The sequence below is a fragment of the Vibrio sp. Y58_MX_L22 genome, assembly GCF_024181865.1.
GTDB classification, from domain to species: Bacteria; Pseudomonadota; Gammaproteobacteria; order Enterobacterales; family Vibrionaceae; genus Vibrio; species Vibrio alginolyticus.
The window spans coordinates 294972-321039 of sequence record NZ_JAMZAN010000006.1 but is presented as its reverse complement, the minus strand read 5'-3'; the positions used below and the strand labels follow the sequence as shown (position 1 = coordinate 321039).

Sequence of the window (26068 nt, the reverse complement as noted above, 5' to 3'; positions counted from 1 at the left end):
GAGTGCGGTACTAATTTGTTAACTTAATTATGTGGAAAGCTTAACAACTATGTCAGCTCATTTTTCTATCCTGCTTAGCCTCCTCCTGATCGTGACCAGTTCGCGCGGGTAGGCTGTGGAAGAAAAATAACCACACCAATTTCTAAGAACCCGCATGAGAATGCGGGTTTTTTTATATCTAAATACTGGAAGTAAACGATTCACTTGCGCGAAAGTGCAGAAATCAGGAAGGAAGCAAACATGAACGATCAGGTCATTATATTCGACACCACATTGCGTGATGGCGAGCAAGCGTTGTCAGCAAGCTTGACGGTTAAAGAAAAACTGCAGATTGCCTATGCGCTGGAAAGACTCGGCGTTGATGTTATCGAAGCTGGCTTCCCAATCTCTTCACCAGGTGATTTCGAGTCTGTACAAACCATCGCAAAAAACATAAAAAACAGTCGAGTTTGTGCCCTTTCGCGTGCCGTTGCGAAAGACATTGATGCTGCCGCTGAAGCCTTAAAAGTGGCCGACCAATTCCGTATCCACACATTTTTAGCCACTTCCACCATTCACGTAGAAGACAAACTACGCCGCAGCTACGACGATGTACTAGAAATGGCAGTCAACGCCGTTAAACATGCGCGTAACTACACTGATGATGTCGAGTTTTCTTGTGAAGATGCAGGTCGTACTCCTATAGACAACCTATGTCGCATGGTAGAAGCCGCCATCAATGCAGGTGCGAGTACAATCAACATTCCAGATACCGTTGGCTACACGGTACCAAGTGAGTTTGGTGGGATTATTGAAACCCTATTTAACCGCGTTCCGAACATTGATAAAGCGATCATCTCCGTTCACTGTCACGACGATTTGGGGATGTCAGTTGCCAACTCTATTGCCGCCGTTCAAGCTGGCGCACGTCAGATAGAAGGCACGATCAATGGCATTGGAGAGCGAGCGGGTAACTGTTCACTTGAAGAGATCGCAATGATCATCAAGACTCGTCAAGAGTTTTTGGGCGTTCACACTGGCATTAAGCATGATGAAATTCACCGCACCAGTAAGTTGGTTAGCCAGCTATGCAATATGCCTATTCAAAGCAACAAAGCAATTGTGGGTGCAAATGCGTTTAGCCACTCTTCAGGCATCCACCAAGATGGCATGTTGAAGAATAAGAATACCTACGAAATCATGACCCCTGAGTCTATTGGCCTAAAAAACCAAGCTCTGAACTTAACCAGCCGCAGCGGTCGCGCTGCCGTGAAGAGCCATATGGACACCATGGGTTACAACGAAGACGAGTACAACCTAGACGCACTGTATGCGGATTTCTTGAAACTTGCTGACCGCAAAGGCCAAGTGTTCGATTACGACTTAGAAGCCCTAATGCACTTCTCGAACTTGCGTGAAGAAGATGACTTCTACAAATTGAGCTACCTAAGCGTGCAGTCTGGCAGCGTAATGGCTACCACCAGCATCAAAATGCAATGCGGTGATGAAGAAATGTGTGAAGCAGCGGTCGGTAATGGCCCAGTTGATGCGCTATACCAATGTATCTACCGCGTGACAGGCTACGACATCGTTCTGGATAAATTCGACCTAACCGCGAAAGGCGAAGGTGAAGATGGTTTGGGTCAAGCAGACATCATTGCCAACTACAAAGGTCGCAAATACCACGGTACGGGTGTTTCCACCGACATCGTTGAGGCTTCCGGCCAAGCATTATTGCACGTTATTAACAGCATTCATCGTGCAGATAAAATCGAAGAAATGAAGCAGAAAAAGATTGCGACTGTGTAATAACAACCGGGCTACACGGCTCAGGAAAGAACACGCTCGTTGAAATAATTAAGCTCAAAATTAGAAAACTTAAAGGATTAACATGACAGACAAATCGTACAAAATTGCCGTCCTACCCGGTGACGGCATTGGCCCGGAAGTAATGGCGCAGGCACATAAAGTATTGGATGCAATCGAAAAGAAACATGGTATTGCGTTTGAGCGTGACGAGCATGATGTCGGTGGTATCGCGATCGACAATCACGGTTGTCCACTTCCAGAGAGCACAATAAAAGCATGTGAAGAGTCTGATGCAGTCTTATTCGGCTCGGTTGGCGGCCCTAAGTGGGAGCACTTACCACCAAATGACCAACCTGAACGCGGTGCCCTACTGCCGCTACGTAAACACTTCCAACTGTTCTGTAACTTACGTCCAGCGCAAATTCACTCAGGTCTTGAAGCTTTCTCACCGTTACGTGCAGACATCTCGGGTCGCGGCTTTGACATCGTGGTAGTCCGTGAACTGACGGGTGGTATCTACTTCGGCCAACCGAAAGGTCGTGAAGGTGAAGGCGCAACAGAAAAAGCATTTGATACTGAGGTGTACCACCGCTTTGAGATCGAACGTATTGCAAAAATCGCTTTTGAGTCTGCTCGTCTACGTCGCAAGAAAGTGTGCTCTATCGACAAAGCGAACGTTCTACAAAGCTCTATCTTATGGCGTGAAGTAGTCGAAGAAATCGCAAAAGACTACCCAGATGTCGAGTTGTCACACATGTACATTGATAACGCGACTATGCAGCTTATCAAAGACCCTGCTCAGTTCGACGTAATGCTGTGTTCAAACATCTTCGGCGACATCATTTCTGATGAATGCGCGATGATCACAGGCTCTATGGGTATGTTGCCATCAGCAAGTCTAAACGAAAGCAAATTCGGTCTGTACGAGCCAGCAGGTGGCAGTGCACCAGATATCGCAGGTAAGAACATCGCTAACCCTGTGGCACAAATCCTGTCTGCGGCACTGATGCTACGTTATAGCCTAGGTGAGGAAACGGCGGCACAAGACATTGAAGCGGCAGTTTCAAAAGCACTATCAGCGGGTGAGCTTACGGGTGACCTTGCTGGTGACAACCCAGCACTTTCGACGTCTGAGATGGGCGATAAGATCGCTGAGTACATCTTAAACTCTTAATACAGAACAGATTCATAATAAATACTAAATCCTCTATCCACCAATGACTTACCTCTAAGTCATTGGTGCTAAAACAAAGCAACAAGGATAATGAGGAAAGGAAGCAAACAATGAGCAAAACATTATACGAAAAAGTCTACGACGCACACGTTGCCGTCGCAGCAGAAGGGGAAAACCCAATCTTGTACATCGACCGTCACTTGGTACATGAAGTGACGTCTCCGCAAGCATTTGACGGCTTGCGTGAAAAAGGTCGTAAAGTGCGTCAGGTCAGCAAAACTTTTGCCACCATGGACCACAACGTTTCGACAACCACCAAAGACATCAACGCATCCGGTGAGATGGCTCGTATCCAGATGGAAACGCTATCGAAAAACTGTGAAGAGTTTGGTGTAACGCTTTATGACATTAACCACAAATACCAAGGTATTGTCCACGTTATGGGCCCAGAGCTTGGTATTACCCTACCAGGCATGACCATTGTTTGTGGTGACTCGCACACTGCTACACACGGTGCGTTCGGCTCTCTCGCTTTTGGTATTGGAACATCTGAAGTTGAGCACGTATTAGCAACTCAAACGCTAAAACAAGCGCGCGCTAAAACGATGAAGATCGAAGTGAAAGGCAAAGTGGCTCCGGGTATCACGGCGAAAGACATTGTGCTAGCAATCATCGGTGAAACTACAGCAGCTGGCGGTACAGGCTACGTGGTTGAATTCTGTGGTGAAGCGATCACTGACCTTTCAATGGAAGGCCGCATGACCGTATGTAACATGGCGATAGAGCTAGGTGCGAAAGCCGGTTTGATTGCGCCAGATGAAACCACATTCGAATACATCAAAGGCCGTAAATTCTCACCTCAAGGTGCGGATTTTGATGCCGCTGTAGAATATTGGAAGACATTAAAAACGGACGATGATGCTCAGTTTGATGCAGTCGTGACACTAAACGCAGCGGATATCAGACCACAAGTCACTTGGGGTACTAACCCAGGCCAAGTGATCGCAGTAGATCAACCGATCCCAGCACCAGAAAGCTTTGCCGACCCAGTAGAAAAAGCATCGGCAGAAAAAGCATTGGCTTACATGGGCCTAGAGGCAGGCAAGTCATTGTCTGATTACAACGTTGATAAAGTCTTCGTTGGTTCTTGTACTAACTCACGTATCGAAGACATGCGCGCAGCCGCTGAAGTAGCGAAAGGTCGCAAAGTCGCGCCTCACGTTCAAGCGCTAATCGTTCCTGGCTCTGAGCAAGTAAAAGCGCAAGCAGAAGCGGAAGGCTTGGACGTTATCTTTAAAGAAGCGGGCTTTGAGTGGCGCCTACCAGGTTGCTCGATGTGTCTAGCAATGAACAATGACCGTTTGGGTCCACATGAACGTTGTGCGTCTACTTCAAACCGTAACTTTGAAGGCCGCCAAGGTCGTGATGGCCGTACCCACCTAGTGAGCCCTGCGATGGCAGCGGCAGCAGCAATTGCTGGTCACTTTGTAGATATTCGTGAACTAGACTAAGGAGCAAACCAATGTCAGGCTTTAAACAACACACAGGCTTAGTTGTTCCTCTAGATGCAGCGAACGTTGATACTGATGCCATCATTCCAAAGCAGTTCCTACAAAAGGTCTCCCGCCTAGGGTTTGGTAAGCACCTATTCCATGACTGGCGCTTCCTAGACGATGCTGGCGAACAGCCAAATCCAGAGTTCGTGATGAACGCACCTCGCTACCAAGGCGCGTCTATCTTGCTGGCTCGTGAAAACTTCGGCTGTGGCTCATCTCGTGAGCACGCACCGTGGGCACTAGCGGATTACGGCATCAAAGCGATGATCGCACCAAGCTTTGCCGATATTTTTTACGGCAACTCGATCAACAACCAAATGGTGCCAGTTCGTTTGACTGAACAAGAAGTGGATGAAATCTTCCAGTTTGTTGAGGCAAATGAAGGTGCAGAAGTCGAGGTCGACCTAGAAGCGAATGTCGTTCGTGCCAACGGCAAAGAATATGGTTTTGAAATCGATTCGTTCCGTCGTCATTGCTTGCTAAACGGTTTGGACAACATTGGTCTAACCCTTCAGCACGAAGATAAGATTGCCGAGTACGAAGCAAATATTCCAAGCTTCTTACGTTAAGACGCGTTAGTAAATACACAAATCAAGGGCTGGCAATTGTCGGCCCTTTTAATGTTTTGGGTAACCGTTCTCATATCGCTTTGCTTACAGAATACCGAACGCCTCTGTTGAAATTCGTCATCCTGAACAGCGGCGAAGGAGTGTAATTCAGGATCTACTGCCAGAGCGCACTGTGCAGATTCATACTGTCTTTACTCAAGAGTTTGTGGGTATTAGATTCCTGATATCGCTTATGCTCCTCAGAATGACGGCGAATAAAGGCCACTGATTACTGAAAGAAAACAAGCACTAAACTGGTCTACACTATCAACAATATCTCATTCAAAGGTATCTCTATGAAGCGTCTGTTATTGCTGTTGTGTGCTCTGGTTTCTTTCTCGACATTTTCCGCTCCAAAATCCGACTTATGGCCATATTGGAAACAATCGAATCAAGCCAACCAAACCCAAATTTCTCATCAAGAATGGCAACAACTACTCGATACTTATTTAGTTGAACAAGGCGAGAATACCTTGTTTCGTTACAGCCAAGTCTCCTCTGTCGATAAAACCAAGCTGAAACAATACATCCAGCGTTTGGCAAAACTAGACCCTCTACAATACAGCCAAGCAGAGCAGTATGCCTATTGGGTAAACCTTTACAACGCCATCACGGTAGATCTTATTTTGGATAACTATCCAGTCGAATCAATCACCAAGCTAGGTGGCTTATTTAGCTTTGGTCCTTGGGGAGACGATGTGGTCGTAGTCAACGGGAAGGATCTAACTTTAAACGATATTGAACATCGCATTTTACGTCCAATTTGGAATGACCCGAGAACACATTACGCGGTTAACTGTGCCAGCTTGGGATGCCCTAATCTGCAGTCTCAAGCATTCACTGCTGACAACACGCAAGTTCTACTGGATAGTGCCGCCAAAACATTTATTAACAGCAGCAAAGGCGTATCTATCCAAGGTAACACGGCACAGCTGTCTTCTATTTATGATTGGTTTGCAACGGACTTTGGTGGAGAAAAACAAGTCTTCAACCACATCGCAAAGTACGCACCGCAATACAAAAATTTCTCTGGTAAAGTGAAATACGAATACGATTGGGACTTGAATCAAGCCAACTAAACTGGAGAGATTTGAGGTCAATTAGCGTTAGGATCATGATAGGCCAAAAGCTAAAGACACCGGCAACTCAAAAACTAAGACATAAAAAAGGGCACTGAGTGCCCTTTTTAAATCCAATACTTGATAGAAAACGTCCGACTACTTGAAGCCTTTGACTTTCTTAATCAGATCGTAAGCGTTTTGAATCTCTTGAGATTTCTCTTTCGCGACGTTCATCATCTCTGGTGGTAAACCTTTAGCCATCAATTTGTCCGGGTGATGCTCGTTCATCAGTTTACGATAAGCACGCTTAACGGTTTTACTGTCGGCATCTGAAGACACATCCAGAATTTTGTACGCGTCGGCCAACTGATCCGCTTGTGAAGCTTGTTGCCAGCTACCACCAGAAGATTGGCCTTGATGCTGACCATGAAAACCACCCTGGCTTTGGAAACGGAATGCGGCTTCTTGCATTTGCAAGCGACGCTCTAGCTGCTCAGAAGAGAAACCCAAACCACGTGCTATTTTGTGTAACACATTTCGTTCACTAGGATGAATCGAGCCATCTGCAAAGGCCGCCGAGATTTGCAGCTCTAAGAAAAATTGCAACAAGTCAAAGCGACCAGCTGTCGAAATTTTCACACGAACAAGAACATCTTCTAACGGAAAGTCGCTGTCTTTACCTTCACGAAACGCGTCTTGCGCTGCGCGACGCTGTTCGCCATGCAAATTCATGCGGTCCATCATGGCAGAAGCCAGTTGGATTTCCTCTTTGGTGACTTGGCCTTTCGCTTTTGCCACATGTCCCATTACCGCAAACGCCGCTTTAAAAAACTCTTCTTGGCGCTGAGCTTGACTTGGCCCTTTTCCAAAGCCGCCAGTAGAGAACCCGGCTTGACTCAAGCGACGTGCTTTATCGAATTGATGGCCAATAAATAAGCCAAAGAGTAAACCTAGCGGCCCGCCAAGTAACAAGCCAAAAAAGGCACCCAGAATTTTGCCAAAAATATGCATTATGTGTTCTCTATCAATGAATTTTTATCGACGACGGCGGTCTTATAGTGCCGGATGCAACGATTTCCTTTATGATAATGGAATTAGTTTTATTTCGGCTAGGCCATTTCGCCTGCTTATCTTTGCAGCTATTTTGTCGTCATTATGCCACAGTGAATCAATACGCTGGGATAAATGCGACTATAGTTGATTCATTTGGCTATTACGCTAGGGTACAACAAGCCCTATAGCCATCGAGTAGTAGTGACACAGGAAAGTTCAATTCAATGCAACATTTCTCCCGCACATTTTTAGCGGCCTCTATCAGCACCGCCTTGTTTGTACCCACCACTCAAGCTGAAGCGAATATCCATGATAGTGTGCAGGAAATGCCCGCCACAGATCAATGTTTGGTCGATACAAGTGGCGAGGAGGACGCTCTTAATACCCCAGTAGTGGTAGAAGCTGACACCCTGCAAGCCATCAATGGTGACAAAGCTCAGTACTCAGGTAATGTACAAGTCACCCAAGGCCAGAAGAAAATTACCGCAGATAGCGTAACGCTGCACCAACAAGACAACGTCGTGGTTGCCGAAGGCAACGTGACTTTCAATGACGGCCAAGTCAAAGCTCGATCTGATCGTGTTACTAACGACATTAATCAAGATACGTTTTCACTTGAGAACACCGATTATCAGTTCCTTTGCCAACAAGGCCGAGGCACTGCAGCCTATATCGCTCGCACAGGTCAGTCGGTTTATGAACTCGAAGACGGCTCTATCACATCGTGCCCTCAAGGCGATAATTCATGGCGATTGGTTGCGTCAGGCATCGATGTTGACCAAGATGAAGAGACAGCGACGCTGCACCACCCTCGATTTGAAGTGTTAGATGTGCCTGTTTTCTATGTGCCGTATCTAACCATGCCAATTGGAGATACGCGTAAAACGGGTTTCCTCTTCCCTTCTTTATCGTACGGTTCTAGTGATGGTATGGAAGTCGAGGTGCCATTCTATTGGAACATCGCGCCTCAATATGACATGACACTCACCACGCTCTATATGCAGCAACGTGGTACAAAACTCGATACTGATTTCCGCTACCTAACAGATGGTTGGGGAAATGGAGAAATCAAAGGCGAATACCTCAATAGTGATCGCAAATATCAGGACGAGTCTCGTTGGGGCTACCAAGTTAAACACGACGGTATCATCAATAAACAGTGGATAGTCAAAGTCGATTACTCAAAAGTGAGTGATATTGATTACTTCCTCGATCTCGACTCCGACATTGGTAACCGTGAAGATGGTCAACTGGTCCAAGAAGGACAAGTACAATATCGTTCTGACTTCTGGGATGCCTCGTTAACCGTTCGTGACTTCCAAATCTTATTGAAAGAAGAGAACCGCCCTTATCGCCTGCTTCCTCAGTTAGACTTGAACTACTACACGCCGTTGTGGGGAGATTACCTTAACTTTGACGTGAAGAGCCAAGTCAGCCGCTTCGATACCAGCGATGCTGCGCGACCAAATGCGACCCGTGTTCACATTGAACCAGGGCTTACATTACCACTCTCAAACTCATGGGCAACGTGGACAACAGAAGCGCGTGTGCTCTCTACGTATTACTCTCAAGACTTAACGGGTTTGACAGATGTAAACTTGCAAAACCAGTTGGATGATGAAGTTTCTCGTGTTATTCCTGAGTTCCGTACGCATGCGCAACTTTACTTAGAGCGAGATACAAGCTGGATCAAGGGCTACACACAAACACTGGAGCCTCAGCTGCAGTACTTGTACGTACCTGAAGAAGATCAAACCAACATCTACAACTACGATACCACCTTGCTACAAACCGACTACTACGGGCTATTCCGCAGTCGTAAGTACAGTGGCATTGATAAAATCGCCTCGGCGAACCAGTTAAGCTACGGTGCGAGTACTCGCTTCTTTGATGATGACTATAAAGAGCGTCTTAACGTTTCATTTGGTCAGATTTACTACTTCGATAAAAAGACCAAACTGAGCAACAGCCCAAATCTTCCGGATGAGACAACCAATTACTCATCATGGGCAATTGAAGCTGATTTCAACTACAACGATTACTTGTTCTATCACGGTGGAATTCAATACGATATTGATTTGAGCTCCATGCAGTTGGCAAACAGTACCTTGGAATACCAATTCAACGGCGGCTTTATTCAGGGTAACTATCGCTACGTTACGCGTGAATACATCGAAGATACGATCATTCTCGAAAACCTAGACACAATTACTCGTAAAGGTATTTCTCAAGCAGGTATTGTAGCGGCCTACGAGTTCAACCCGAACTGGTCTGCGAGTGGTCAATACTACTACGACCTCAATGAAAATGCGGACCTAGAATGGTTAGCGAGCCTACGTTACCAATCTGACTGTTGGTACATTGGCGTCACTTACTCAAACCAATTGCTTGGTTGGGAAGACCAAGCTATCGGCAGCACCGGGGCATCACCTGAATACGAAAATAACTTCAGCGTTAACTTCGGTATTCAAGGCTTTGCGACCAACCAGCGTGAAGACACTGCTGTCAAAGAACTGGATGGTTCTGACAACGCGATTAAGTACGGCCGCCCATTCTATCTGAACAATTAATCAAAATAGGCGTCTTAAATGAATAAGACGCCTATTCAAAAATACTGACGGAATTTTAAATGAAAATTTGGAAATCAATCTTATTCACGACCCTACTCTCTTGCGGAGCGGTTGCAGCACCAGTAGAGATCGATAAGGTTGCGGTCATCGTGAACGACGGTGTAGTTCTACAAAGCGACATCGAAACAGCGATGAAAACGCTGCAAGCCAACGCACGTCAAAGTGGAAAGAGCTTACCTTCCACCAGCGTGTTAAAAGAACAAGTCGTTGAAAAACTTATCATTGATACGTTGCAAGGCCAAGAAGCAGACCGTATTGGTGTGCGTATTGACGACAACCGTTTAAACCAAGCGATTGCAGAGATCGCACGTAATAATGAGCAATCGGTAGAACAACTCGCCGCTTCTGTAGAAAGTGAAGGTTTAAGTTACCCAGAATTCCGCGAACAAATTCGTAAGGAAATCGCCGCATCAGAAGCTCGCAATGCACTGGTTCGTCGCCGTATTAATATCCTTCCAGCAGAGGTCGATAGCCTTGCTGAGCAACTATCACAAGAAACCAATGCGACTGTTCAATACAAAATTGGACACATTCAACTGCGCTTCTCTGACGATAAAGAAAAGTCAGCTGTAGAAGCAGAAGCTAAAGCGCTCGCGAAAAAGCTAAACGAAGGTGCAGACTTTACGGAGATGGCCTACACCTACTCAAAAGGTCCTAAAGCTTTACAAGGTGGTGACTGGGGCTGGATGCGTAAAGAAGAGATGCCAACCATCTTTGCTGATCAGATCAAGATGCAAAACAAAGGCAGCATTATTGGTCCATTCCGTAGTGGCGTTGGTTTCCACATCCTAAAAATAGAGGATGTAAAGGGCCTAGAAACGGTTGCGGTAACGGAAGTAAATGCGCGTCATATTTTGATTAAACCAACCGTGATTCTGAGCGACGAAGGGGCGAAGAAGCAACTGAATGAATTTGTACGCCGCATCAAAGGCGGTGAAGCAACGTTCGCTCAATTGGCAACACAATACAGTCAAGATCCTGGCTCGGCAGCACAAGACGGTGAACTAGGTTATCAAACACCAGATCTTTACGTGCCAGAATTTAAGCACCAAGTAGAAACTCTGCCAGTTGGCTCAATCAGCGAACCGTTCAAAACCGTTCACGGCTGGCATATCGTTGAAGTGTTGGATCGTCGCCAAGTTGACCGCACTGACTCAGCGATGAAGAACAAAGCTTACCGTATTCTATTTAATCGTAAATTTAATGAAGAAGCGGGCGCATGGATGCAAGAGCTACGCGCAAGTGCGTTTGTTGAAATCGTGGATGACAACAATGACAACTAATACAATTCGTAGAATTGTCGTAACCGCAGGGGAACCTGCGGGTATCGGCCCAGACTTAGTGCTTGCCCTATCGAAAGAAGATTGGGCGCACCAAATTGTCGTCTGTGCCGATAAGAATATGCTGACGGAGCGAGCCAAGCAGCTTGGCATCGAAGTCCAACTGTCTGATTACAATCCAGAAGAAGCACCTAAAGCACAAAAAGCGGGCACGCTTATCGTTGACCATATCCATATATCAGAACCTGCGGTCGCAGGCGAGCTCAATGAAGCGAATGGCCACTATGTACTAAAAACGCTAGAAAGAGCGGCTTTAGGCTGTATGAATGATGAATTTGATGCTATTGTCACCGGCCCTGTTCATAAGGGGGTGATTAATCGCGCAGGTGTTGCATTCAGTGGTCATACTGAATTTTTCGCCGAGAAGTCACAAACGCCGCTAGTCGTAATGATGCTAGCAACGGAAGGACTACGCGTGGCGCTGGTTACAACACATATTCCTTTAGCTTATGTGTCCAAAGCTGTCACCGAAGAGCGATTAGAAAAAATCATCGATATTCTTCATAAAGACCTTGTAGAAAAGTTTGCTATCGCACAACCAAACATCTACGTTTGCGGGCTTAACCCTCATGCTGGCGAAGATGGCTGCTTAGGTCGTGAAGAGATCGAAACCATCACTCCGACACTGGAAAAAATTCGACAAGAAAAAGGTATCAACCTGATCGGCCCTCTGCCGGCTGATACCATTTTCAATGAAAAATATTTAAATGATGCTGATGCTGTTTTAGGCATGTACCATGATCAAGTGTTGCCAGTATTAAAATACAAAGGCTTTGGTCGTTCAGTAAACATTACTCTTGGTCTACCTTTTATTAGAACATCGGTGGACCACGGTACTGCATTAGATCTGGCAGGGACAGGTCAAGCGGATACAGGGAGTTTCCGAACAGCGCTCACGCATGCGATAGATTTGGTAGAGAAGAAACAATGAGAAATGATGTCCATTTAGGACACAAAGCGCGTAAACGTTTTGGTCAAAACTTCCTGAACGATCCATACATTATTGATGGAATCGTATCAGCGATTAACCCAAAACCAGGTCAAAACCTGGTTGAAATCGGTCCTGGTCTTGGTGCAATCACTGAGCCAGTAGGTCGTGAAGTAGATAAGTTCACAGTTATCGAATTAGACCGCGATCTGGCGGAACGCCTACGTACTCACCCTGAACTGGCGGATAAGTTGACCATCCATGAGGGTGACGCTATGCGTTTTGACTTCACTCAATTAGTGAAGCCAAACAACAAGCTGCGCATTTTTGGTAACTTGCCATACAACATCTCTACACCATTGATGTTCCACCTTTTTGAGTTCCATAAAGACATTCAAGACATGCACTTTATGCTGCAAAAAGAAGTGGTAAACCGCTTAGCCGCCGGCCCTGGCAGCAAAGCTTACGGCCGTTTAACGGTAATGGCTCAGTACTACTGTAAAGTAGTACCGGTACTGGAAGTACCGCCAACGGCATTCGTTCCACCACCGAAAGTGGATTCTGCCGTTGTTCGTTTAGTGCCTTACGAAGAGCTGCCATGCCCGGCGAAAGATCTGCGTTTGCTCGATCGCGTTTGTCGTGAAGGCTTTAACCAACGTCGTAAAACAGTTCGTAACTGCTACAAATCGTTGTTAAGCACAGAAGTACTAGAAGAGCTAGGTGTTAATCCAAGCATGCGTCCAGAGAACCTGACGCTAGAACAATTCGTCGCAATGGCGAACTGGCTTGCGGATAACCCGCAGCACTAAGAACTCAAACAATAAGCCAAACCCTTGTAGGTTTGGCTTATTATTATTGGGATATTACGTTTCTGAGGAGTGCACATGGACGTCATTCAACCTTGCATCAAAATTCAAGTTCACACCAAATACATCGAAGAACAGTCCAACCCAGAGCTACAACGCTACGTTTTCGCTTATATCATCACCATCAAAAACCTTAGCCAACAAACCGTACAGTTAGTGAGCCGCCGCTGGCTAATCACAGACTCGAATGGCAAGCAAATGACGGTTGAAGGTGACGGAGTGGTAGGCCAGCAGCCCTTTATTCCAAGCAATGATGAATACACGTACAGTAGCGGAACCGCGTTAGAAACCCCTGTCGGCGTTATGCAAGGACACTACAAAATGCTGGATGAGAAAGGGCAAGAGTTCATCACCGAAATCGAACCATTTCGCTTGGCTGTTCCAAATGTTTTAAATTAGTAAATTGGAGATTCAGTGGCTACCTATATTGTTGGTGACATCCAAGGCTGTTTTGATGAATTGCAGCGATTACTAGAAAAAGTATCTTTCTCTGCGAAAAAAGACCAACTTTGGCTTGCTGGTGATTTGGTCGCCAGAGGGCCTAAATCACTAGAAACGTTACGCTTTGTGAAGTCACTTGGCGCAAGCGCAATCGTGGTGCTTGGTAATCACGACCTTCACCTTCTCGCAGTGGCTCACGGGATAAAAAAGGTCAAAGACAAAGATAGAACCGCACCTATTTTCACGGCCCCTGACAAAGAGGAACTACTGACATGGCTAGCTCAGCAACCTCTATTGGCCGAGCATGACGAGTTCGTGATGTGTCACGCTGGCATATCACCGCAGTGGAATCTAAAAACAGCGAGAAAGTGTGCCCGTGAAGTTGAGCGCATCATCCAAAGTGAAGAGCTGCCTTGGCTATTAAAAAACATGTACAGCAATCAACCTGATTCCTGGGATGACTCTCTACAGGGTTTGGACCGATACCGTTATATTATCAATGCTTTTACGCGGATGCGCTTTTGTTTCCCTGATGGTCGTTTGGATATGGATTGTAAATTGCCACCGCAACAAGTTTCCGGTAACGAACTTATTCCATGGTTTGAGGTGCCTAAACGTATCCACTTAAACAAAGCGGTGCTCTTTGGGCACTGGGCTGCACTGCAAGGTTATATGAACAACGAAGTCATCGGGCTAGATACTGGCTGTGTTTGGGGCGGAAGCCTAACCATGATCCGTTGGGAAGATAAGAAAATTTTTACTCAGGATGCGTTAAGTTAAACACTGAATAACAGTCGATAATCCATAGTAGGAGGAATACCTGTCACTTAACACCTCCTGTAGGGTCATTCCAACGAGCCTTAACGAGACTAGGAATCTAATATCCTCGCGCTGCGAATAGATAGAAATACCTTTGACAACAAAGTACTCGTATAGAGGCTCCTGAACCTCGCTCGTTCGTCGCTTTTCAGGATGACGGTAGGTTGGGATGACCGCTCGCTGCTATACGAACGGCATTACCCCGTTTTAATCTCGAATTACTTCTCTAACACCGTAAAACGCATGTTGTAGGCGTTCTTCTCATCGGCTTGATACATTTCTGAGTAAGTTTCCTTAAACTCGTCTCCCCAATCTGGGAACTGAGTATCACCATCAATGGCCGCTTCAATGTGTGTTACATACAGTTTATTGGCCATAGGCAGACAAGATGCGTAAATCGCACCACCACCAATGATCATCACTTCTTCCACGTCACCAGCCACGTCCAAAGCTTGCTCAATCGATGTTACGGTAGTGACGCCTTCGATCTTTAGTGTCTCATCACGGCTGATAACAATATTCAAGCGACCAGGTAAAGGGCGACCAATAGACTCATAGGTTTTGCGTCCCATCACAACCGGTTTTCCCATGGTACAACGCTTAAACCAAGCGAAATCGGCGGGAAGATGCCAAGGCATTTGATTGTCTTTGCCAATGATGCGATTGTCGGCCATCGCGGCAATCATACTAATGATCATGTTAGGTCCTTATACAATTGGTCTGCGGCGATAGAATAACAGCCCTGGAACCGCAAGACCAACAGCTAAACCTGCAATAATAAACATGGCCTTAAGAAAGTTTTCCATACAGGTTGCGACAAGCTCGGGTGAGTAGCCAACATGATTGATTTCTACCATAGCGATCATTGCTTTGTACGCAAACACACCCGGCACCATCGGGATCAAAGCAGCCACAGTAAACACTTTTGGATGCGCGAGAAAACGGTGAGACCAGTACACACCAATCATCCCAACTAACGTCGCGGCAAAAAAGGTTGCCCACTCAATAGGAATGCCAAACTGCATCATCAAGTAGCGGCTACCATGACCAATCGCACCACCAACAGCGCAATACACTAAAGCTCTTTGTGGCACGTTAAAAACCAATGCAAATCCTACGGCGGGAATCGCCGCAAAAAACATGTCATTCAACAGGCCAAACATCAATTCAAATAAACTCATTAGATTGCCCACCCCCAAATTCCAGTTACACTCATCGCAGCAACGATCCCCAAACATGTCGCCAACGTTAGTAAACTAGCCATCACAAATCGAGCAATCCCCATATTAATGTGGCCTTTCAACATATCTGCGACAGAGTTAATGAGTGGGAAACCAGGTACAAGCATTAATACCGACGATGCCATTGCTACGGTAGGTAGATTACCGATTTGGTAAATTTCCGCCTGTGCTGAAATTAAGGTAGTCACAAAAGCGGTCGCAGCAAAGTTCAATAGAGGGTTGAAATGACGATGACCAATTTCTTGGCGAACGATCATGCCACCAGCTGAAGCTAAAAAGGTCATGATGAATACTCCCCAGTCACCACCAGCTAGATGACTGAATGCCGCACAAGACAAGCCAATCATAAACACCACCAACCAGCGGTTATAACGCTCTGGACTGATAGCGTTCAGCTTTTTCTGCGCCATGGTTGCATCGAGCAAACCACGCTCCATCATGATACAGATTCGTTGAATTTGCGTAATAACGCGCATATTGATGCCACGATCAGCGCAGCTTCGGGTGGTGGTGATGCAGTGTCCATCCATTACCGTCGTCACAACCAATGCATTAGCTGATAGTGCTACCGCAACTTCATTCACCCCACAAGCAAGGCCAATACGACGCATAATATCGCTCACAAGAGTACTTTCAGCACCATGAGCAAGTAGCATTTGTCCGGCTTGGGCGACAAGACGAGAAATCGATCGTTGAGTAGATACCGCCAACTCTCTAGGCGGTATGGTTTCTAGAGTCATAAATAAGTCTAATTCCTTTTAGGGTGTTACTCATTCATACGCGCGAGGGCCAAACTAACCCTCAAAAAAACACGACGTATCAGTTATTGTGCCGTAAATCACATCACCTAAATATGATTTAGATACAAAAAAAGCCGCAATAAATAATTGCGGCTTAATGAATTATAGGCAAACAGGCATTGTTTGACCGTTCTGATTAGTCACGAACGTAGACAACGTGACCGTCATCTTCTTCATCGTCCCAGTCATCCCAATCGTCGTCGTCATCTTCAGTGATAACGTCTTTACCCGCCATCGCATCTTTATGGTAATCATCCCACATGAAGTTAACTTTATCTTCTTCAGCCACTTCTTCCTCTTCGCGAGGTAGGTTATCCATAAAGTCAGCCAGTTTGTAACAAAGCTCTTTAGTACCGTTACGATTGATCGCCGAGATCTTAAAGTACTCGTCTTCCCAACCTAGTGCGTCTAAGATTTCTTGGATCTTCTCATTCGCTTCTTCTTCAGGCATTAGATCAACTTTGTTGAACACTAACCAGCGCGGCTTACTTGCCAGTTTTTCGCTGTATTGTTCTAATTCATCAATGATCGTCAATGCATTTTGCACCGGATCGGACTGATCAATTGGCATAATATCGATCATGTGCAGCAACACTCGACAACGCTCTAAGTGCTTCAAGAATCGAATACCAAGGCCAGCGCCATCTGCTGCACCCTCGATCAAACCAGGGATGTCTGCAACAACAAAACTTTTCTCTGGTACGACACTTACGACACCCAAGCTTGGGATCAAAGTCGTGAATGGGTAATCAGCGACTTTCGGTTTTGCTGCTGATACTGCGCGGATAAAGGTTGATTTACCGGCATTAGGTAGACCAAGCATACCCACATCAGCAAGAAGCAATAGCTCAAGGCGAATTTCGCGTACTTCACCTTTTGTACCCAATGTTCTCTGACGAGGCGCGCGGTTTACTGAAGATTTGAAACGCGTGTTACCTAGACCGTGCCAACCGCCTTTTGCGATCATCACTTTCTTACCGTGTTCAGCAACTTCCGCCACGATTTCATTTGTGTGGATATCCACAGCGCGCGTACCCACAGGTACACGAAGAACGATGTCTTTACCACGCTTACCTGTACAGTTACCACCGCGACCGTTTTCACCACGCTCAGCTTCGTAGAAGCGCTGGAAACGGTAATCAATCAGGGTATTTAGGTTTTCATCGGCTTGGATATAAACATCACCACCGTCACCGCCATCACCGCCATCAGGGCCACCTTTAGTGATGAATTTTTCACGCCAGAAACTGACAACGCCACTACCGCCATCACCAGCCTGAACTTTTACTACCGCTTCATCTACGAACTTCATCTTTTACTCCGACTACTTCGTGCGTGGATTAAATCTTACTATGTCATCCGACAATTTTAGCAGATGACAGATCTAAGCTCCCAGATTCAAATCGCTTAGGATCTTAGCGAGAAACTTCGATATGTCGACTGCCACAAATAAAAAACCCCGCCGATTCGGCAGGGCTTTTGAATTCAGCTTAAAGCTATTAAGTAATTTGGTTAAAAACCTAATTACTCAGCTTCGATGCTTACAAACTTACGGTTCTTAGGACCTTTTACTTCGAACTTCACTTTACCTTCAGTAAGAGCGAATAGAGTGTGGTCTTTACCGATACCTACGTTGTTACCAGCGTGGAACTTAGTACCACGTTGACGAACGATGATGTTACCTGCAAGTACAGATTCACCACCGAAACGCTTAACACCTAGACGTTTGCTTTCTGAATCGCGGCCGTTACGAGTAGAACCACCAGCTTTTTTGTGTGCCATTGTTAAACTCTCCTAATAAATTAAGCGTTGATACCAGTGATCTTCACTTCAGTGAACCACTGACGGTGACCCTGTTGCTTACGAGAGTGCTTACGACGACGGAACTTAACGATTTTAACTTTATCGCCACGACCGTGTTGTACAACTTCAGCAACAATTTTGCCGCCCTCTACAAGAGGAGCACCAACTTTGATGTCTTCGCCGTTAGCAACAAGAAGAACTTTATCAAATTCTACAGTTGCACCAGTTTCAACGTCTAATTTCTCTAAACGAAGAGTTTGACCTTCGCTTACACGGTGTTGTTTACCACCAGATTGGAAAACAGCGTACATATTTTACTCCGCTTTTTCCGCACAGCCTTTCTTGAGGGTGTGCGCTAAACTAATCATCAATAGGGCGCAGATTCTACAGAATAGATGCTCCTATGACAAGCCATATTTTGAAAAAATTGGCGAAAAGCTAATCGCCAAAGAAAAGTGCGGCAATCATGCCCTTTAGTAATGTATTAATCAACGTTTTTTAGTGTATTATTCGACAATTATATAAATCGAATAAGCCTTGCAGGGTCTAACTTCAGCCGGATATACGATGGATTTTAAAACTATCCAAGCGCTTACTGCCGATGACATGGCAAAAGTGAATGAAACAATTCAAGCCCAACTTAATTCTGATGTCTCTTTAATCAACCAGCTCGGTTTTTATATCGTGAGTGGTGGAGGCAAACGTCTAAGACCGCTTTTAGCGATACTGTCAGCCCGCGCACTTGGTTACCAAGGCAATGGTCATACAATGGCAGCTGCGTTTATTGAGTTCATCCATACAGCGACTTTGCTGCATGATGACGTGGTAGATGAATCAGACATGCGCCGTGGTAAAGCCACTGCGAATGCAGCATTTGGCAATGCGGCTAGCGTATTAGTTGGGGACTTTATCTATACACGCTCATTTCAGATGATGACAGAACTAGGATCCATGAAGATCCTTAAACTAATGAGCAATGCCGTAAACGTGATCGCCGAAGGTGAAGTACAGCAGTTGATGAACTGTAACGACCCTGACACGACAGAAGAAAGCTACATGCAAGTCATCTACTCTAAGACTGCGCGCTTATTTGAATCCGCAACTCAAATCGGTGCAATCTTAAATGATGCTCCTGAGCATGTTGAAATCGCAATGCAAAATTACGGTAAGTATCTAGGCACTGCGTTTCAGCTCATTGATGACGTCATGGATTACACTTCTGATGGCGAAGACATGGGTAAAAATGTGGGTGATGACTTGGCCGAAGGCAAGCCAACTTTACCTCTACTCCATGCTATGCGTAATACCACACCAGAAAACGCCATCATGATTCGTGAAGCGATTGAGAAAGCGAATGGAATGGAGCGCTTAGAAGAAATTCTTGCGGTCATGAAAGAAGCAGGCTCTCTGGAATACACAACGCAAAAAGCTCTAGAAGAAGCAGACAAAGCAATCGCAGAACTATCAGTGTTGCCAGAGTCTGAATACAAACAAGCGCTTGTTACTCTGGCTCATGTCGCAGTACAACGCACGAAGTAATCAATAGCTACCCGTAACGCAAGGCTTATAGCGAAAAGGAAGAGCACGCTCTTCCTTTTTTACGTTTGATACCTAATGACGACGCCCGGGGCGCTAGTAATATCTGTCACTACCGCCATGCAGTTGTGGATCATCTTCTATTTCATCAAAGCTAACGGCGAGTTGCTGTTCAGTCCCTTGTTTGGACAACAATACCGTCTCTGCTTCATGGTCGACCACTAATATCGTACCGACGCCTTGTTGGCACTCAACAACCATGCCTTTACGGATTCGACTCGCTTCCATCATCTTCTCCTTCACTACGTGGTTTTGTTCGACCATTTTTACGAAGTTGAGAAATCAAGGATCAAAAAAGCCGATCAAAATGATCGGCTTTCTTCTTATATAGGCTTTCTAGGTTACTTTGCGAATTCAACACCAATGTTGATGTCGCCATTTAGTGTTTCTAGCATACCGTCTAATGCAGACTTTTCGTAATCGCTGAGTTTGCCGTAGCTTAGTACTTCTTCAACGCCTTCTTTACCCAGTTTTACAGGTTGCGCGAAGTACGTCGCGTGTTCGCCGTCGCCTTCAACGTAAGCGCACTCAACTACGCCTTCTTCACCTTGAAGAGCACGAACCAGAGACAGACCAAAGCGACATGCAGCTTGGCCCATTGATAGTGTTGCACTACCACCACCCGCTTTCGCTTCTACAACTTCAGTACCTGCATTTTGAATACGTTTCGTTAATGCTTCTACTTCTTCAGCTGTAAACTCAACACCTTCTACTTGAGACAGTAGAGGTAAGATCGTTACGCCAGAGTGACCACCAATTACTGGCACGCGAACGTCACCTGGATCTTTGTCTTTTAGCTCAGCAACAAACGTTTCTGAACGGATAACATCCAACGTTGTTACACCAAATAGACGACGCTTATCATAAACACCCGCTTTTTTAAGAACTTCAGCAGCAATTGGCACTGTTGTATTTACAGGGTTTGTGATGATACCAACACAAGCTTTCGGACAAACAACCGCAATCTTCTCCGCTAGCGATTTAACGATACCAGCGTTTACATTAAATAGATCCGCACGATCCATACCTGGCTTACGCGCAACACCAGCAGAAATTAGCACAACATCCGCGCCTTCTAGTGCTGGAGTAGGATCTTCACCAGCGTAACCTTTGATAGAAACTGGCGTAGGGATGTGGCTAAGATCAGCGGCCACACCAGGAGTTACTGGAGCAATATCATATAGGGCTAAATCAGAACCAGCAGGAAGACGGTTCTTAAGTAGAAGGGCCAGGGCTTGACCGATGCCACCAGCGGCACCAATAACGGCTACTTTCATGTAGTTCTCCTTGAGAGTATTTCTCTTATAAACGTATTCGTAGGGTAGTTTGTAACCAACTTAAATAAAGCTATCGGAATCACAACTTGATTACAATCAATTAACGCTAGCTTTGCGACCTCGCGCAACTCGCTGTTACCGTGCTACAAATGGGGCTTGGATTATTCTTTTATTCTGTTGAAATGACAAGGAATTCAAGAAAACAGATACAGCCCTACTTCAGCGCGCTAAAGAATTCTATGTGGTATATAGTTTACAGTGACGCATCTAACATAATCCTGGGACTCTTTGGCACCGCCTGAATATATATGCGAGAATATGCAAAATTGCTTACCCGTAATAAGAGATTTGTAATGACTATGCGCAATTCAGAAAAACAAGACAACTTAGTTCGCGCCTTTAAAGCCCTGTTAAAAGAAGAAAGCTTTGGCTCACAGGGCGAGATTGTTGACGCACTCAAACAGCAAGGGTTTGAGAGTATCAACCAATCTAAAGTCTCACGTATGCTGACTAAATTTGGCGCCGTCCGTACGCGCAATGCAAAAATGGAAATGGTTTACTGTCTTCCTGCTGAGCTAGGTGTCCCAACAGTCAGCAGCTCTCTGCGTGAACTGGTACTAGACATCGATCGTAACGCAGCGTTAGTAGTAATTCACACCGGCCCAGGTGCAGCGCAGTTGATTGCTCGCTTGCTTGATTCACTCGGTAAATCCGAAGGTATTCTTGGTGTTGTCGCGGGTGACGATACCATTTTCATTACGCCAACCATGGCAATTACGACTGAGCAACTCTTCAAATCAGTGTGCGAGCTGTTCGAATATACTGGTTAAGTTCTATAAAGCTTCAATCAGCTAACTCATTGTGGGTTATAAAAGAAGTCTCATTTTGTAGCCCATAATTTATGTAAATTTTTTGCTTACTCCGCTCATTCTTTAACCATCCGTTTTGTGATTAACATCACGCAATTGATCTTTTTCATTTCAGTCACTAAACGTTAATTAAGTAATTGTTATAAAAAGAATTAAATCAAAAATTGAATCCTATCCCCTGATACAAAATTCAGACTTATCAACTATAACATTTAACAATTGGATAATTTTCTGCCAATTTTTTGTTATGATTCGCTCGCTTTTTCAAACGATTGGATTGAAAAAGGTGCCGTTTCCAAATAGGAAACTCCAGAAGTGATTTATGGTTATTTCCGGGTAAATAATGAATATAAGGAAGGGAAATTCATGGCATTTAACAAACTTCTCAAAGTAGGCGCTATCGCTGCAGCCGTAATGGGCGCAGGCGCAGTTAACGCTCAAGAGTTTATTACCATCGGTACTGGCTCTGTGACTGGTGTTTACTACCCAACTGGTGGTGCTATCTGTAAGTTGGTAAATAAAGGTCGTAAAGACCACAACATCCGTTGTTCAGTAGAATCGACTGGTGGCTCAATTTACAACGTTAACACTATCCGTGCAGGCGAATTAGATTTTGGTATCGTGCAATCGGATTGGCAGTACCACGGCTACAACGGTACGAGCAAGTTTGAAGAACAAGGCCCGTACAAGAAGCTACGCGCAATGTTCTCTCTTCATACAGAACCTTTCAACATCATTGCGCGTGCAGATTCAGGTATTGAAAACGTTGAAGACCTGAAAGGTAAGCGCGTAAACATCGGTAATCCAGGCTCTGGTGACCGTGCAACGATGGGCGTTGTCATGGAAGCGATGGGTTGGACAAACGACAGCTTCAAATTGGCGTCTGAGCTAAAAGGCTCTGAACGCTCTCAGGCACTTTGTGATAACAAAATTGACGCCTTCATTTACATGGTCGGCCACCCGAACGGTTCAATCAAAGAAGCAACCACATCATGTGATGCGAAGCTAGTTTCAGCAACAGGCCCTAAAATCGATAAAATTGTTGCCGACAACCCATACTACGCCTTTAGCTCAGTACCGGCTGGTATGTACCGCGGTACAGACAAAGACGTAAACAGCTTTGGTGTTGCAGCAACAATGGTAACGACCTCTGATGTTTCAGACGATGTCGCTTACAACGTGGCAAAAGCTGTGTTTGAAAACTTTGATACCTTCAAGCGTCTACACCCTGCATTCGCAAACTTGAAGAAAGAAGACATGGTGAAAGCTGGTCTTTCTATTCCTCTTCACCCAGGTGCAGAAAAATACTACAAAGAAATGGGTCTAATTAAGTAATTTCCTCAGACTCTACATACAGGCAGGAAAGAATATTTTCTGCCTGTTTGAGCATACAGGTTGTAGCACGTTCTAACTGTATGCTTCATTCGCCAGTTTTCTTCTGAAAACTGCGAGCTCATACCCAAGAAAACTTAAACGCCGCCTAACAGAGTATCCAACAATCAACACTTTGAGTTCAGGCAGCAAAATACTCGAAAGCAAACTTCGCTCCATTCACTACACTGATAGAGGCGAAGTGTGGTTCTCGATAAAAATCAGACAGGACCATCAATAATAAGGAAAAAGTACATGGCGACGAATCAAGCTCCGTCACAAGATGTGCAAGAAATGGTGGCTCAGGCAGACACAGGTGCACGTAGCCCTTCGGGAATGCAAGGACGAATCCTTTGGTTTGTTCCTCTGTGTTGGTCACTATTTCAATTATGGTACGCATCCCCGTTACCATTTATTTTCAATTTTGGCGTACTGAACGACACGGAAGCGCGATCTATCCACCTTACTTTCGCGATCTTTTTGGCTTTCACTGCTTATCCAGCGATGAAGAATTCTCCTCGCGATCATATCCCTCTTGTTGATTGGATACTCGCGTTGGCTGGCAGCTTTTCAGCAGCCTATATATACCTTTTTTATACCGAGCTAGCAGGACGCTCAGGCGCACCGACAACGGTTGATATCGTTGTTGCTGTTATCGGTATGATCCTCCTTTTAGAAGCAACACGCCGAGCACTTGGTCCACCATTAATGGTCGTGGCTGCTGTTTTCCTTACTTACACCTTTGCAGGCCCTTACATGCCTGACGTTATCGCGCACAAAGGGGCAAGCTTGAACAAGGCCATGTCTCACTTGTGGCTAACAACTGAAGGCGTATTTGGAGTTGCGCTAGGTGTTTCTACCTCTTTTGTCTTCTTGTTTGTATTGTTTGGAGCAATGCTGGAACGCGCTGGTGCTGGTGCTTACTTCATTAAAGTTGCCTTCTCGTTACTTGGCCATATGAAAGGTGGTCCAGCTAAAGCGGCCGTTGTTGCATCAGGTTTATCTGGTCTGGTTTCTGGTTCTTCAATCGCAAACGTAGTAACAACTGGCACCTTTACGATTCCACTGATGAAGCGTGTTGGCTTTCCCGGCACAAAAGCGGGTGCGGTAGAGGTAGCGGCTTCAACCAATGGTCAGTTAACACCGCCAATCATGGGTGCAGCAGCATTTTTGATGGTGGAATACGTCGGTATCTCCTACGTTGAGGTGATTAAAGCCGCCCTACTTCCAGCGCTAATCTCTTATATTGCTTTAATTTACATTGTTCACCTTGAAGCGTGTAAAGCAGGCATGACAGGCCTTCCTCGTCGCCACAACCCAACACTAGTACAAAGTCTGCTGTCCTTTACTGGCACAATCTTAGGATTGTGTGTGATCAGCGCATTGGTTTACTACGGAGTGGGTTGGACAAAGGACGTCTTTGGTGATGCCGCGACACCAATTGTTACCGTCGCACTATTAATCGCGTACGTTGGGTTGGTGAAAGTCTCAGCAAATCACGTGCAAGATGGCGCAATTGAGATTGATGCAGAATTAACAGAAGTACCTGATCCTGGCCCAACCGTTAAGTCAGGCTTGCACTACCTACTCCCTATCGTCGTATTGGTTTGGTGTTTGACTGTCGAACGTTTCTCACCTGGCCTTTCGGCATTCTGGGCAACGGTGTTCATGATTTTCATTTTGCTGACTCAACGTCCGTTGATTGCACTGCTGTCAAAGCAAGGTGACATGCTTCAGCAAACCAAAGATGGCTTTGTCGATCTTGCCGAGAGCTTAGTTTCTGGTGCGCGCAATATGATTGGTATCGGCGTTGCAACCGCGGCAGCGGGCACCGTTGTTGGTGTTGTTACACTAACGGGTATCGGCCTAGTGATGACCGACTTCGTCGAGTTTATCTCTGGTGGCAGCATCATTCTTATGCTGCTCTTTACCGCCATCATTAGCTTGGTTCTGGGGATGGGTCTGCCAACAACGGCGAACTACATCGTGGTCTCTACGCTAATGGCGCCGGTTATTGTTACGCTCGGCGCAGCGCATGGCTTGATTATTCCGTTGATAGCTGTGCACTTGTTCGTTTTCTACTTTGGTATTTTGGCCGACGATACCCCACCTGTAGGTCTTGCGGCTTTTGCAGCAGCAGCAATTGCGAAATCAGATCCAATTCGTACCGGTATCCAAGGTTTTACTTACGATATTCGAACCGCTATTTTGCCGTTCATGTTTGTGTTCAATACCCAGCTATTGTTAATGGGGATCGACTCTTGGTGGCATTTGGCACTCACGGTCATCTCATCGATCATTGCAATGCTGATATTCTCTGCGGCAACTCAAGGGTGGTGGTTCACGCGTAACAAGTGGTGGGAAACAGTCCTATTATTAGTACTGACGTTTTCGTTTTTCCGTCCAGGTTTTTGGTGGGACATGCTGTACCCAGCGAAAGTTCTTTCTCCTGGCGTTGAGGTAGCTCAAATCACGGAAACACTAAATGTAGGAGAATCATTGGAGTTACGTGTTGCCGGTGAAAACCTTGAGGGCGACTACATTGAGAAAACGGTTCGTCTTCCATTCGAAGACAGTGCGACAACAGCAGACGCACGTATTTCATCTATGGGTCTGATGCTGACCGAAAGTGACAACAAAATGATTGTCGATATGGTTGAATTTGGTAGTCCAGCAGAATCTGCAGGTATCGACTTTGATTGGGAAATCAAGTGGGTTATCCAGGATGCAGACCGTCCGATGAAAGAGTGGGTGTTTGTACCATGCTTAATGATTTTGCTGGTGCTTGCCATGAACCAAAAACGTCGTGCTCGTAAGGAACAATTGAGCGCATAGCCGATTTGGCCC

The 26068-nt window shown here is 45.6% G+C and carries 24 protein-coding genes; 15 read left to right on the top strand and 9 right to left on the bottom strand.

Annotated elements, in window-relative coordinates; translation table 11 throughout:
- Window positions 1-240: 240 nt before the first annotated feature.
- The 5 genes from leuA to NL626_RS16185 all read left to right on the top strand — a co-directional run bounded on the left by leuA (window position 241) and on the right by NL626_RS16185 (window position 6205).
- Window positions 241-1788 (top strand): 2-isopropylmalate synthase, encoded by a 1548-nt coding sequence (leuA, locus tag NL626_RS16205; protein ID WP_005379685.1) that lies wholly within the window; start codon window positions 241-243, stop codon window positions 1786-1788.
- Between the two features lie 82 nt (window positions 1789-1870).
- On the top strand, window positions 1871-2962 hold the full coding sequence (gene leuB / locus NL626_RS16200; RefSeq protein ID WP_005379683.1) for a 3-isopropylmalate dehydrogenase: 1092 nt from the start codon (window positions 1871-1873) through the stop codon (window positions 2960-2962).
- Window positions 2963-3072: 110 nt separating this feature from the next.
- Window positions 3073-4473 (top strand): 3-isopropylmalate dehydratase large subunit, encoded by a 1401-nt coding sequence (gene leuC / locus NL626_RS16195; RefSeq protein WP_239932122.1) that lies wholly within the window; start codon window positions 3073-3075, stop codon window positions 4471-4473.
- An 11-nt stretch (window positions 4474-4484) separates the two neighbouring features.
- Entirely contained in the window at window positions 4485-5087 is a 603-nt protein-coding gene (gene leuD / locus NL626_RS16190; protein WP_005383071.1) for a 3-isopropylmalate dehydratase small subunit, read from the top strand.
- A 335-nt stretch (window positions 5088-5422) separates the two neighbouring features.
- On the top strand, window positions 5423-6205 hold the full coding sequence (locus NL626_RS16185; RefSeq protein ID WP_042522426.1) for a DUF547 domain-containing protein: 783 nt from the start codon (window positions 5423-5425) through the stop codon (window positions 6203-6205).
- A gap of 138 nt (window positions 6206-6343) precedes the next feature.
- On the opposite strand, the gene djlA is transcribed toward NL626_RS16185, so the two are convergent.
- Window positions 6344-7198: a co-chaperone DjlA gene (gene djlA / locus NL626_RS16180; protein WP_005383076.1), complete on the bottom strand. Its 855-nt coding sequence runs from the start codon at window positions 7196-7198 to the stop codon at window positions 6344-6346.
- A gap of 266 nt (window positions 7199-7464) precedes the next feature.
- Between djlA and lptD the strand changes: the two genes are divergently transcribed.
- The 6 genes from lptD to apaH all read left to right on the top strand — a co-directional run bounded on the left by lptD (window position 7465) and on the right by apaH (window position 14225).
- Window positions 7465-9810: an LPS assembly protein LptD gene (gene lptD, locus NL626_RS16175; RefSeq protein ID WP_005379673.1), complete on the top strand. Its 2346-nt coding sequence runs from the start codon at window positions 7465-7467 to the stop codon at window positions 9808-9810.
- Window positions 9811-9869: 59 nt separating this feature from the next.
- Window positions 9870-11153 (top strand): peptidylprolyl isomerase SurA, encoded by a 1284-nt coding sequence (surA, locus tag NL626_RS16170; RefSeq protein ID WP_253657531.1) that lies wholly within the window; start codon window positions 9870-9872, stop codon window positions 11151-11153.
- Complete coding sequence (pdxA, locus tag NL626_RS16165) at window positions 11143-12141, top strand: 4-hydroxythreonine-4-phosphate dehydrogenase PdxA (protein ID WP_213905902.1); 999 nt, start codon at window positions 11143-11145, stop codon at window positions 12139-12141. The genes surA and pdxA overlap by 11 nt, the downstream gene beginning before the upstream one ends.
- Window positions 12138-12947: a 16S rRNA (adenine(1518)-N(6)/adenine(1519)-N(6))-dimethyltransferase RsmA gene (gene rsmA, locus NL626_RS16160; RefSeq protein WP_005379669.1), complete on the top strand. Its 810-nt coding sequence runs from the start codon at window positions 12138-12140 to the stop codon at window positions 12945-12947. Before pdxA ends, rsmA begins: the two co-directional genes overlap by 4 nt.
- A gap of 75 nt (window positions 12948-13022) precedes the next feature.
- Window positions 13023-13403 (top strand): Co2+/Mg2+ efflux protein ApaG, encoded by a 381-nt coding sequence (gene apaG, locus NL626_RS16155; protein WP_005379668.1) that lies wholly within the window; start codon window positions 13023-13025, stop codon window positions 13401-13403.
- A gap of 15 nt (window positions 13404-13418) precedes the next feature.
- Window positions 13419-14225: a bis(5'-nucleosyl)-tetraphosphatase (symmetrical) ApaH gene (gene apaH, locus NL626_RS16150; protein ID WP_053306853.1), complete on the top strand. Its 807-nt coding sequence runs from the start codon at window positions 13419-13421 to the stop codon at window positions 14223-14225.
- A 257-nt stretch (window positions 14226-14482) separates the two neighbouring features.
- Here the strand turns inward: apaH and folA are convergent, their stop codons facing one another.
- The 6 genes from folA to rplU all read right to left on the bottom strand — a co-directional run bounded on the left by folA (window position 14483) and on the right by rplU (window position 18419).
- A complete protein-coding gene (gene folA, locus NL626_RS16145) occupies window positions 14483-14962 on the bottom strand; it encodes a type 3 dihydrofolate reductase (RefSeq protein ID WP_132936736.1) in 480 nt (159 codons plus the stop codon).
- Window positions 14963-14971: 9 nt separating this feature from the next.
- Window positions 14972-15445, bottom strand: coding sequence for a threonine/serine exporter family protein (locus tag NL626_RS16140; protein WP_053306852.1), 474 nt, complete (start codon window positions 15443-15445; stop codon window positions 14972-14974).
- Window positions 15445-16245, bottom strand: a complete 801-nt coding sequence (locus NL626_RS16135) for a threonine/serine exporter family protein (RefSeq protein WP_005383089.1) — start codon at window positions 16243-16245, stop codon at window positions 15445-15447. Before NL626_RS16135 ends, NL626_RS16140 begins: the two co-directional genes overlap by 1 nt.
- Window positions 16246-16441: 196 nt before the next feature.
- The gene (gene cgtA, locus NL626_RS16130; RefSeq protein WP_005383091.1) at window positions 16442-17617 is read right to left on the bottom strand and encodes an Obg family GTPase CgtA; all 1176 of its coding nucleotides are present in this window, start codon (window positions 17615-17617) and stop codon (window positions 16442-16444) included.
- A gap of 212 nt (window positions 17618-17829) precedes the next feature.
- Window positions 17830-18087 carry a 50S ribosomal protein L27 gene (gene rpmA, locus NL626_RS16125; RefSeq protein ID WP_005383095.1) on the bottom strand — a complete coding sequence of 86 codons (258 nt, stop codon included), beginning with the start codon at window positions 18085-18087 and terminating at the stop codon, window positions 17830-17832.
- A gap of 20 nt (window positions 18088-18107) precedes the next feature.
- Window positions 18108-18419, bottom strand: a complete 312-nt coding sequence (gene rplU, locus NL626_RS16120; RefSeq protein ID WP_005383096.1) for a 50S ribosomal protein L21 — start codon at window positions 18417-18419, stop codon at window positions 18108-18110.
- Between the two features lie 256 nt (window positions 18420-18675).
- Here rplU and ispB point away from each other — a divergent pair, with 256 nt between their 5' ends.
- Window positions 18676-19647 carry an octaprenyl diphosphate synthase gene (ispB, locus tag NL626_RS16115; RefSeq protein WP_064353590.1) on the top strand — a complete coding sequence of 324 codons (972 nt, stop codon included), beginning with the start codon at window positions 18676-18678 and terminating at the stop codon, window positions 19645-19647.
- A gap of 93 nt (window positions 19648-19740) precedes the next feature.
- Here the strand turns inward: ispB and NL626_RS16110 are convergent, their stop codons facing one another.
- Together NL626_RS16110 and mdh are read right to left on the bottom strand one after the other, a co-directional pair.
- Window positions 19741-19932, bottom strand: coding sequence for a hypothetical protein (locus NL626_RS16110; protein WP_005379661.1), 192 nt, complete (start codon window positions 19930-19932; stop codon window positions 19741-19743).
- A 113-nt stretch (window positions 19933-20045) separates the two neighbouring features.
- Window positions 20046-20981, bottom strand: a complete 936-nt coding sequence (mdh, locus tag NL626_RS16105) for a malate dehydrogenase (protein ID WP_005379660.1) — start codon at window positions 20979-20981, stop codon at window positions 20046-20048.
- 359 nt (window positions 20982-21340) lie between these two features.
- Here mdh and argR point away from each other — a divergent pair, with 359 nt between their 5' ends.
- The 3 genes from argR (at window position 21341) to NL626_RS16090 (ending at window position 26056) form a co-directional block, all read left to right on the top strand.
- Complete coding sequence (argR, locus tag NL626_RS16100; RefSeq protein WP_005379659.1) at window positions 21341-21811, top strand: transcriptional regulator ArgR; 471 nt, start codon at window positions 21341-21343, stop codon at window positions 21809-21811.
- Window positions 21812-22216: 405 nt separating this feature from the next.
- Window positions 22217-23185 carry a TAXI family TRAP transporter solute-binding subunit gene (locus NL626_RS16095; protein ID WP_005379657.1) on the top strand — a complete coding sequence of 323 codons (969 nt, stop codon included), beginning with the start codon at window positions 22217-22219 and terminating at the stop codon, window positions 23183-23185.
- A gap of 291 nt (window positions 23186-23476) precedes the next feature.
- The gene (locus NL626_RS16090) at window positions 23477-26056 is read left to right on the top strand and encodes a TRAP transporter permease (protein ID WP_005383099.1); all 2580 of its coding nucleotides are present in this window, start codon (window positions 23477-23479) and stop codon (window positions 26054-26056) included.
- The last annotated feature ends 12 nt before the right edge of the window (window positions 26057-26068 follow it).

Bases quoted from the DNA above. Each gene is read 5' to 3' on its own strand.
- NL626_RS16185 (WP_042522426.1), top strand. From the start codon at position 5,423: ATGAAGCGTCTGTTATTGCTGTTGTGTGCTCTGGTTTCTTTCTCGACA.
- leuB (WP_005379683.1), top strand. From the start codon at position 1,871: ATGACAGACAAATCGTACAAAATTGCCGTCCTACCCGGTGACGGCATT.
- surA (WP_253657531.1), top strand. From the start codon at position 9,870: ATGAAAATTTGGAAATCAATCTTATTCACGACCCTACTCTCTTGCGGA.
- apaG (WP_005379668.1), top strand. From the start codon at position 13,023: ATGGACGTCATTCAACCTTGCATCAAAATTCAAGTTCACACCAAATAC.
- argR (WP_005379659.1), top strand. From the start codon at position 21,341: ATGCGCAATTCAGAAAAACAAGACAACTTAGTTCGCGCCTTTAAAGCC.
- leuA (WP_005379685.1), top strand. From the start codon at position 241: ATGAACGATCAGGTCATTATATTCGACACCACATTGCGTGATGGCGAG.
- lptD (WP_005379673.1), top strand. From the start codon at position 7,465: ATGCAACATTTCTCCCGCACATTTTTAGCGGCCTCTATCAGCACCGCC.
- folA (WP_132936736.1), bottom strand. From the start codon at position 14,962: ATGATCATTAGTATGATTGCCGCGATGGCCGACAATCGCATCATTGGC.
- NL626_RS16135 (WP_005383089.1), bottom strand. From the start codon at position 16,245: ATGACTCTAGAAACCATACCGCCTAGAGAGTTGGCGGTATCTACTCAA.
- rsmA (WP_005379669.1), top strand. From the start codon at position 12,138: ATGAGAAATGATGTCCATTTAGGACACAAAGCGCGTAAACGTTTTGGT.
- cgtA (WP_005383091.1), bottom strand. From the start codon at position 17,617: ATGAAGTTCGTAGATGAAGCGGTAGTAAAAGTTCAGGCTGGTGATGGC.
- NL626_RS16090 (WP_005383099.1), top strand. From the start codon at position 23,477: ATGGCGACGAATCAAGCTCCGTCACAAGATGTGCAAGAAATGGTGGCT.
- djlA (WP_005383076.1), bottom strand. From the start codon at position 7,198: ATGCATATTTTTGGCAAAATTCTGGGTGCCTTTTTTGGCTTGTTACTT.
- ispB (WP_064353590.1), top strand. From the start codon at position 18,676: ATGGATTTTAAAACTATCCAAGCGCTTACTGCCGATGACATGGCAAAA.
- rplU (WP_005383096.1), bottom strand. From the start codon at position 18,419: ATGTACGCTGTTTTCCAATCTGGTGGTAAACAACACCGTGTAAGCGAA.
- pdxA (WP_213905902.1), top strand. From the start codon at position 11,143: ATGACAACTAATACAATTCGTAGAATTGTCGTAACCGCAGGGGAACCT.
- NL626_RS16140 (WP_053306852.1), bottom strand. From the start codon at position 15,445: ATGAGTTTATTTGAATTGATGTTTGGCCTGTTGAATGACATGTTTTTT.
- leuD (WP_005383071.1), top strand. From the start codon at position 4,485: ATGTCAGGCTTTAAACAACACACAGGCTTAGTTGTTCCTCTAGATGCA.
- rpmA (WP_005383095.1), bottom strand. From the start codon at position 18,087: ATGGCACACAAAAAAGCTGGTGGTTCTACTCGTAACGGCCGCGATTCA.
- leuC (WP_239932122.1), top strand. From the start codon at position 3,073: ATGAGCAAAACATTATACGAAAAAGTCTACGACGCACACGTTGCCGTC.
- NL626_RS16095 (WP_005379657.1), top strand. From the start codon at position 22,217: ATGGCATTTAACAAACTTCTCAAAGTAGGCGCTATCGCTGCAGCCGTA.
- mdh (WP_005379660.1), bottom strand. From the start codon at position 20,981: ATGAAAGTAGCCGTTATTGGTGCCGCTGGTGGCATCGGTCAAGCCCTG.
- NL626_RS16110 (WP_005379661.1), bottom strand. From the start codon at position 19,932: ATGGAAGCGAGTCGAATCCGTAAAGGCATGGTTGTTGAGTGCCAACAA.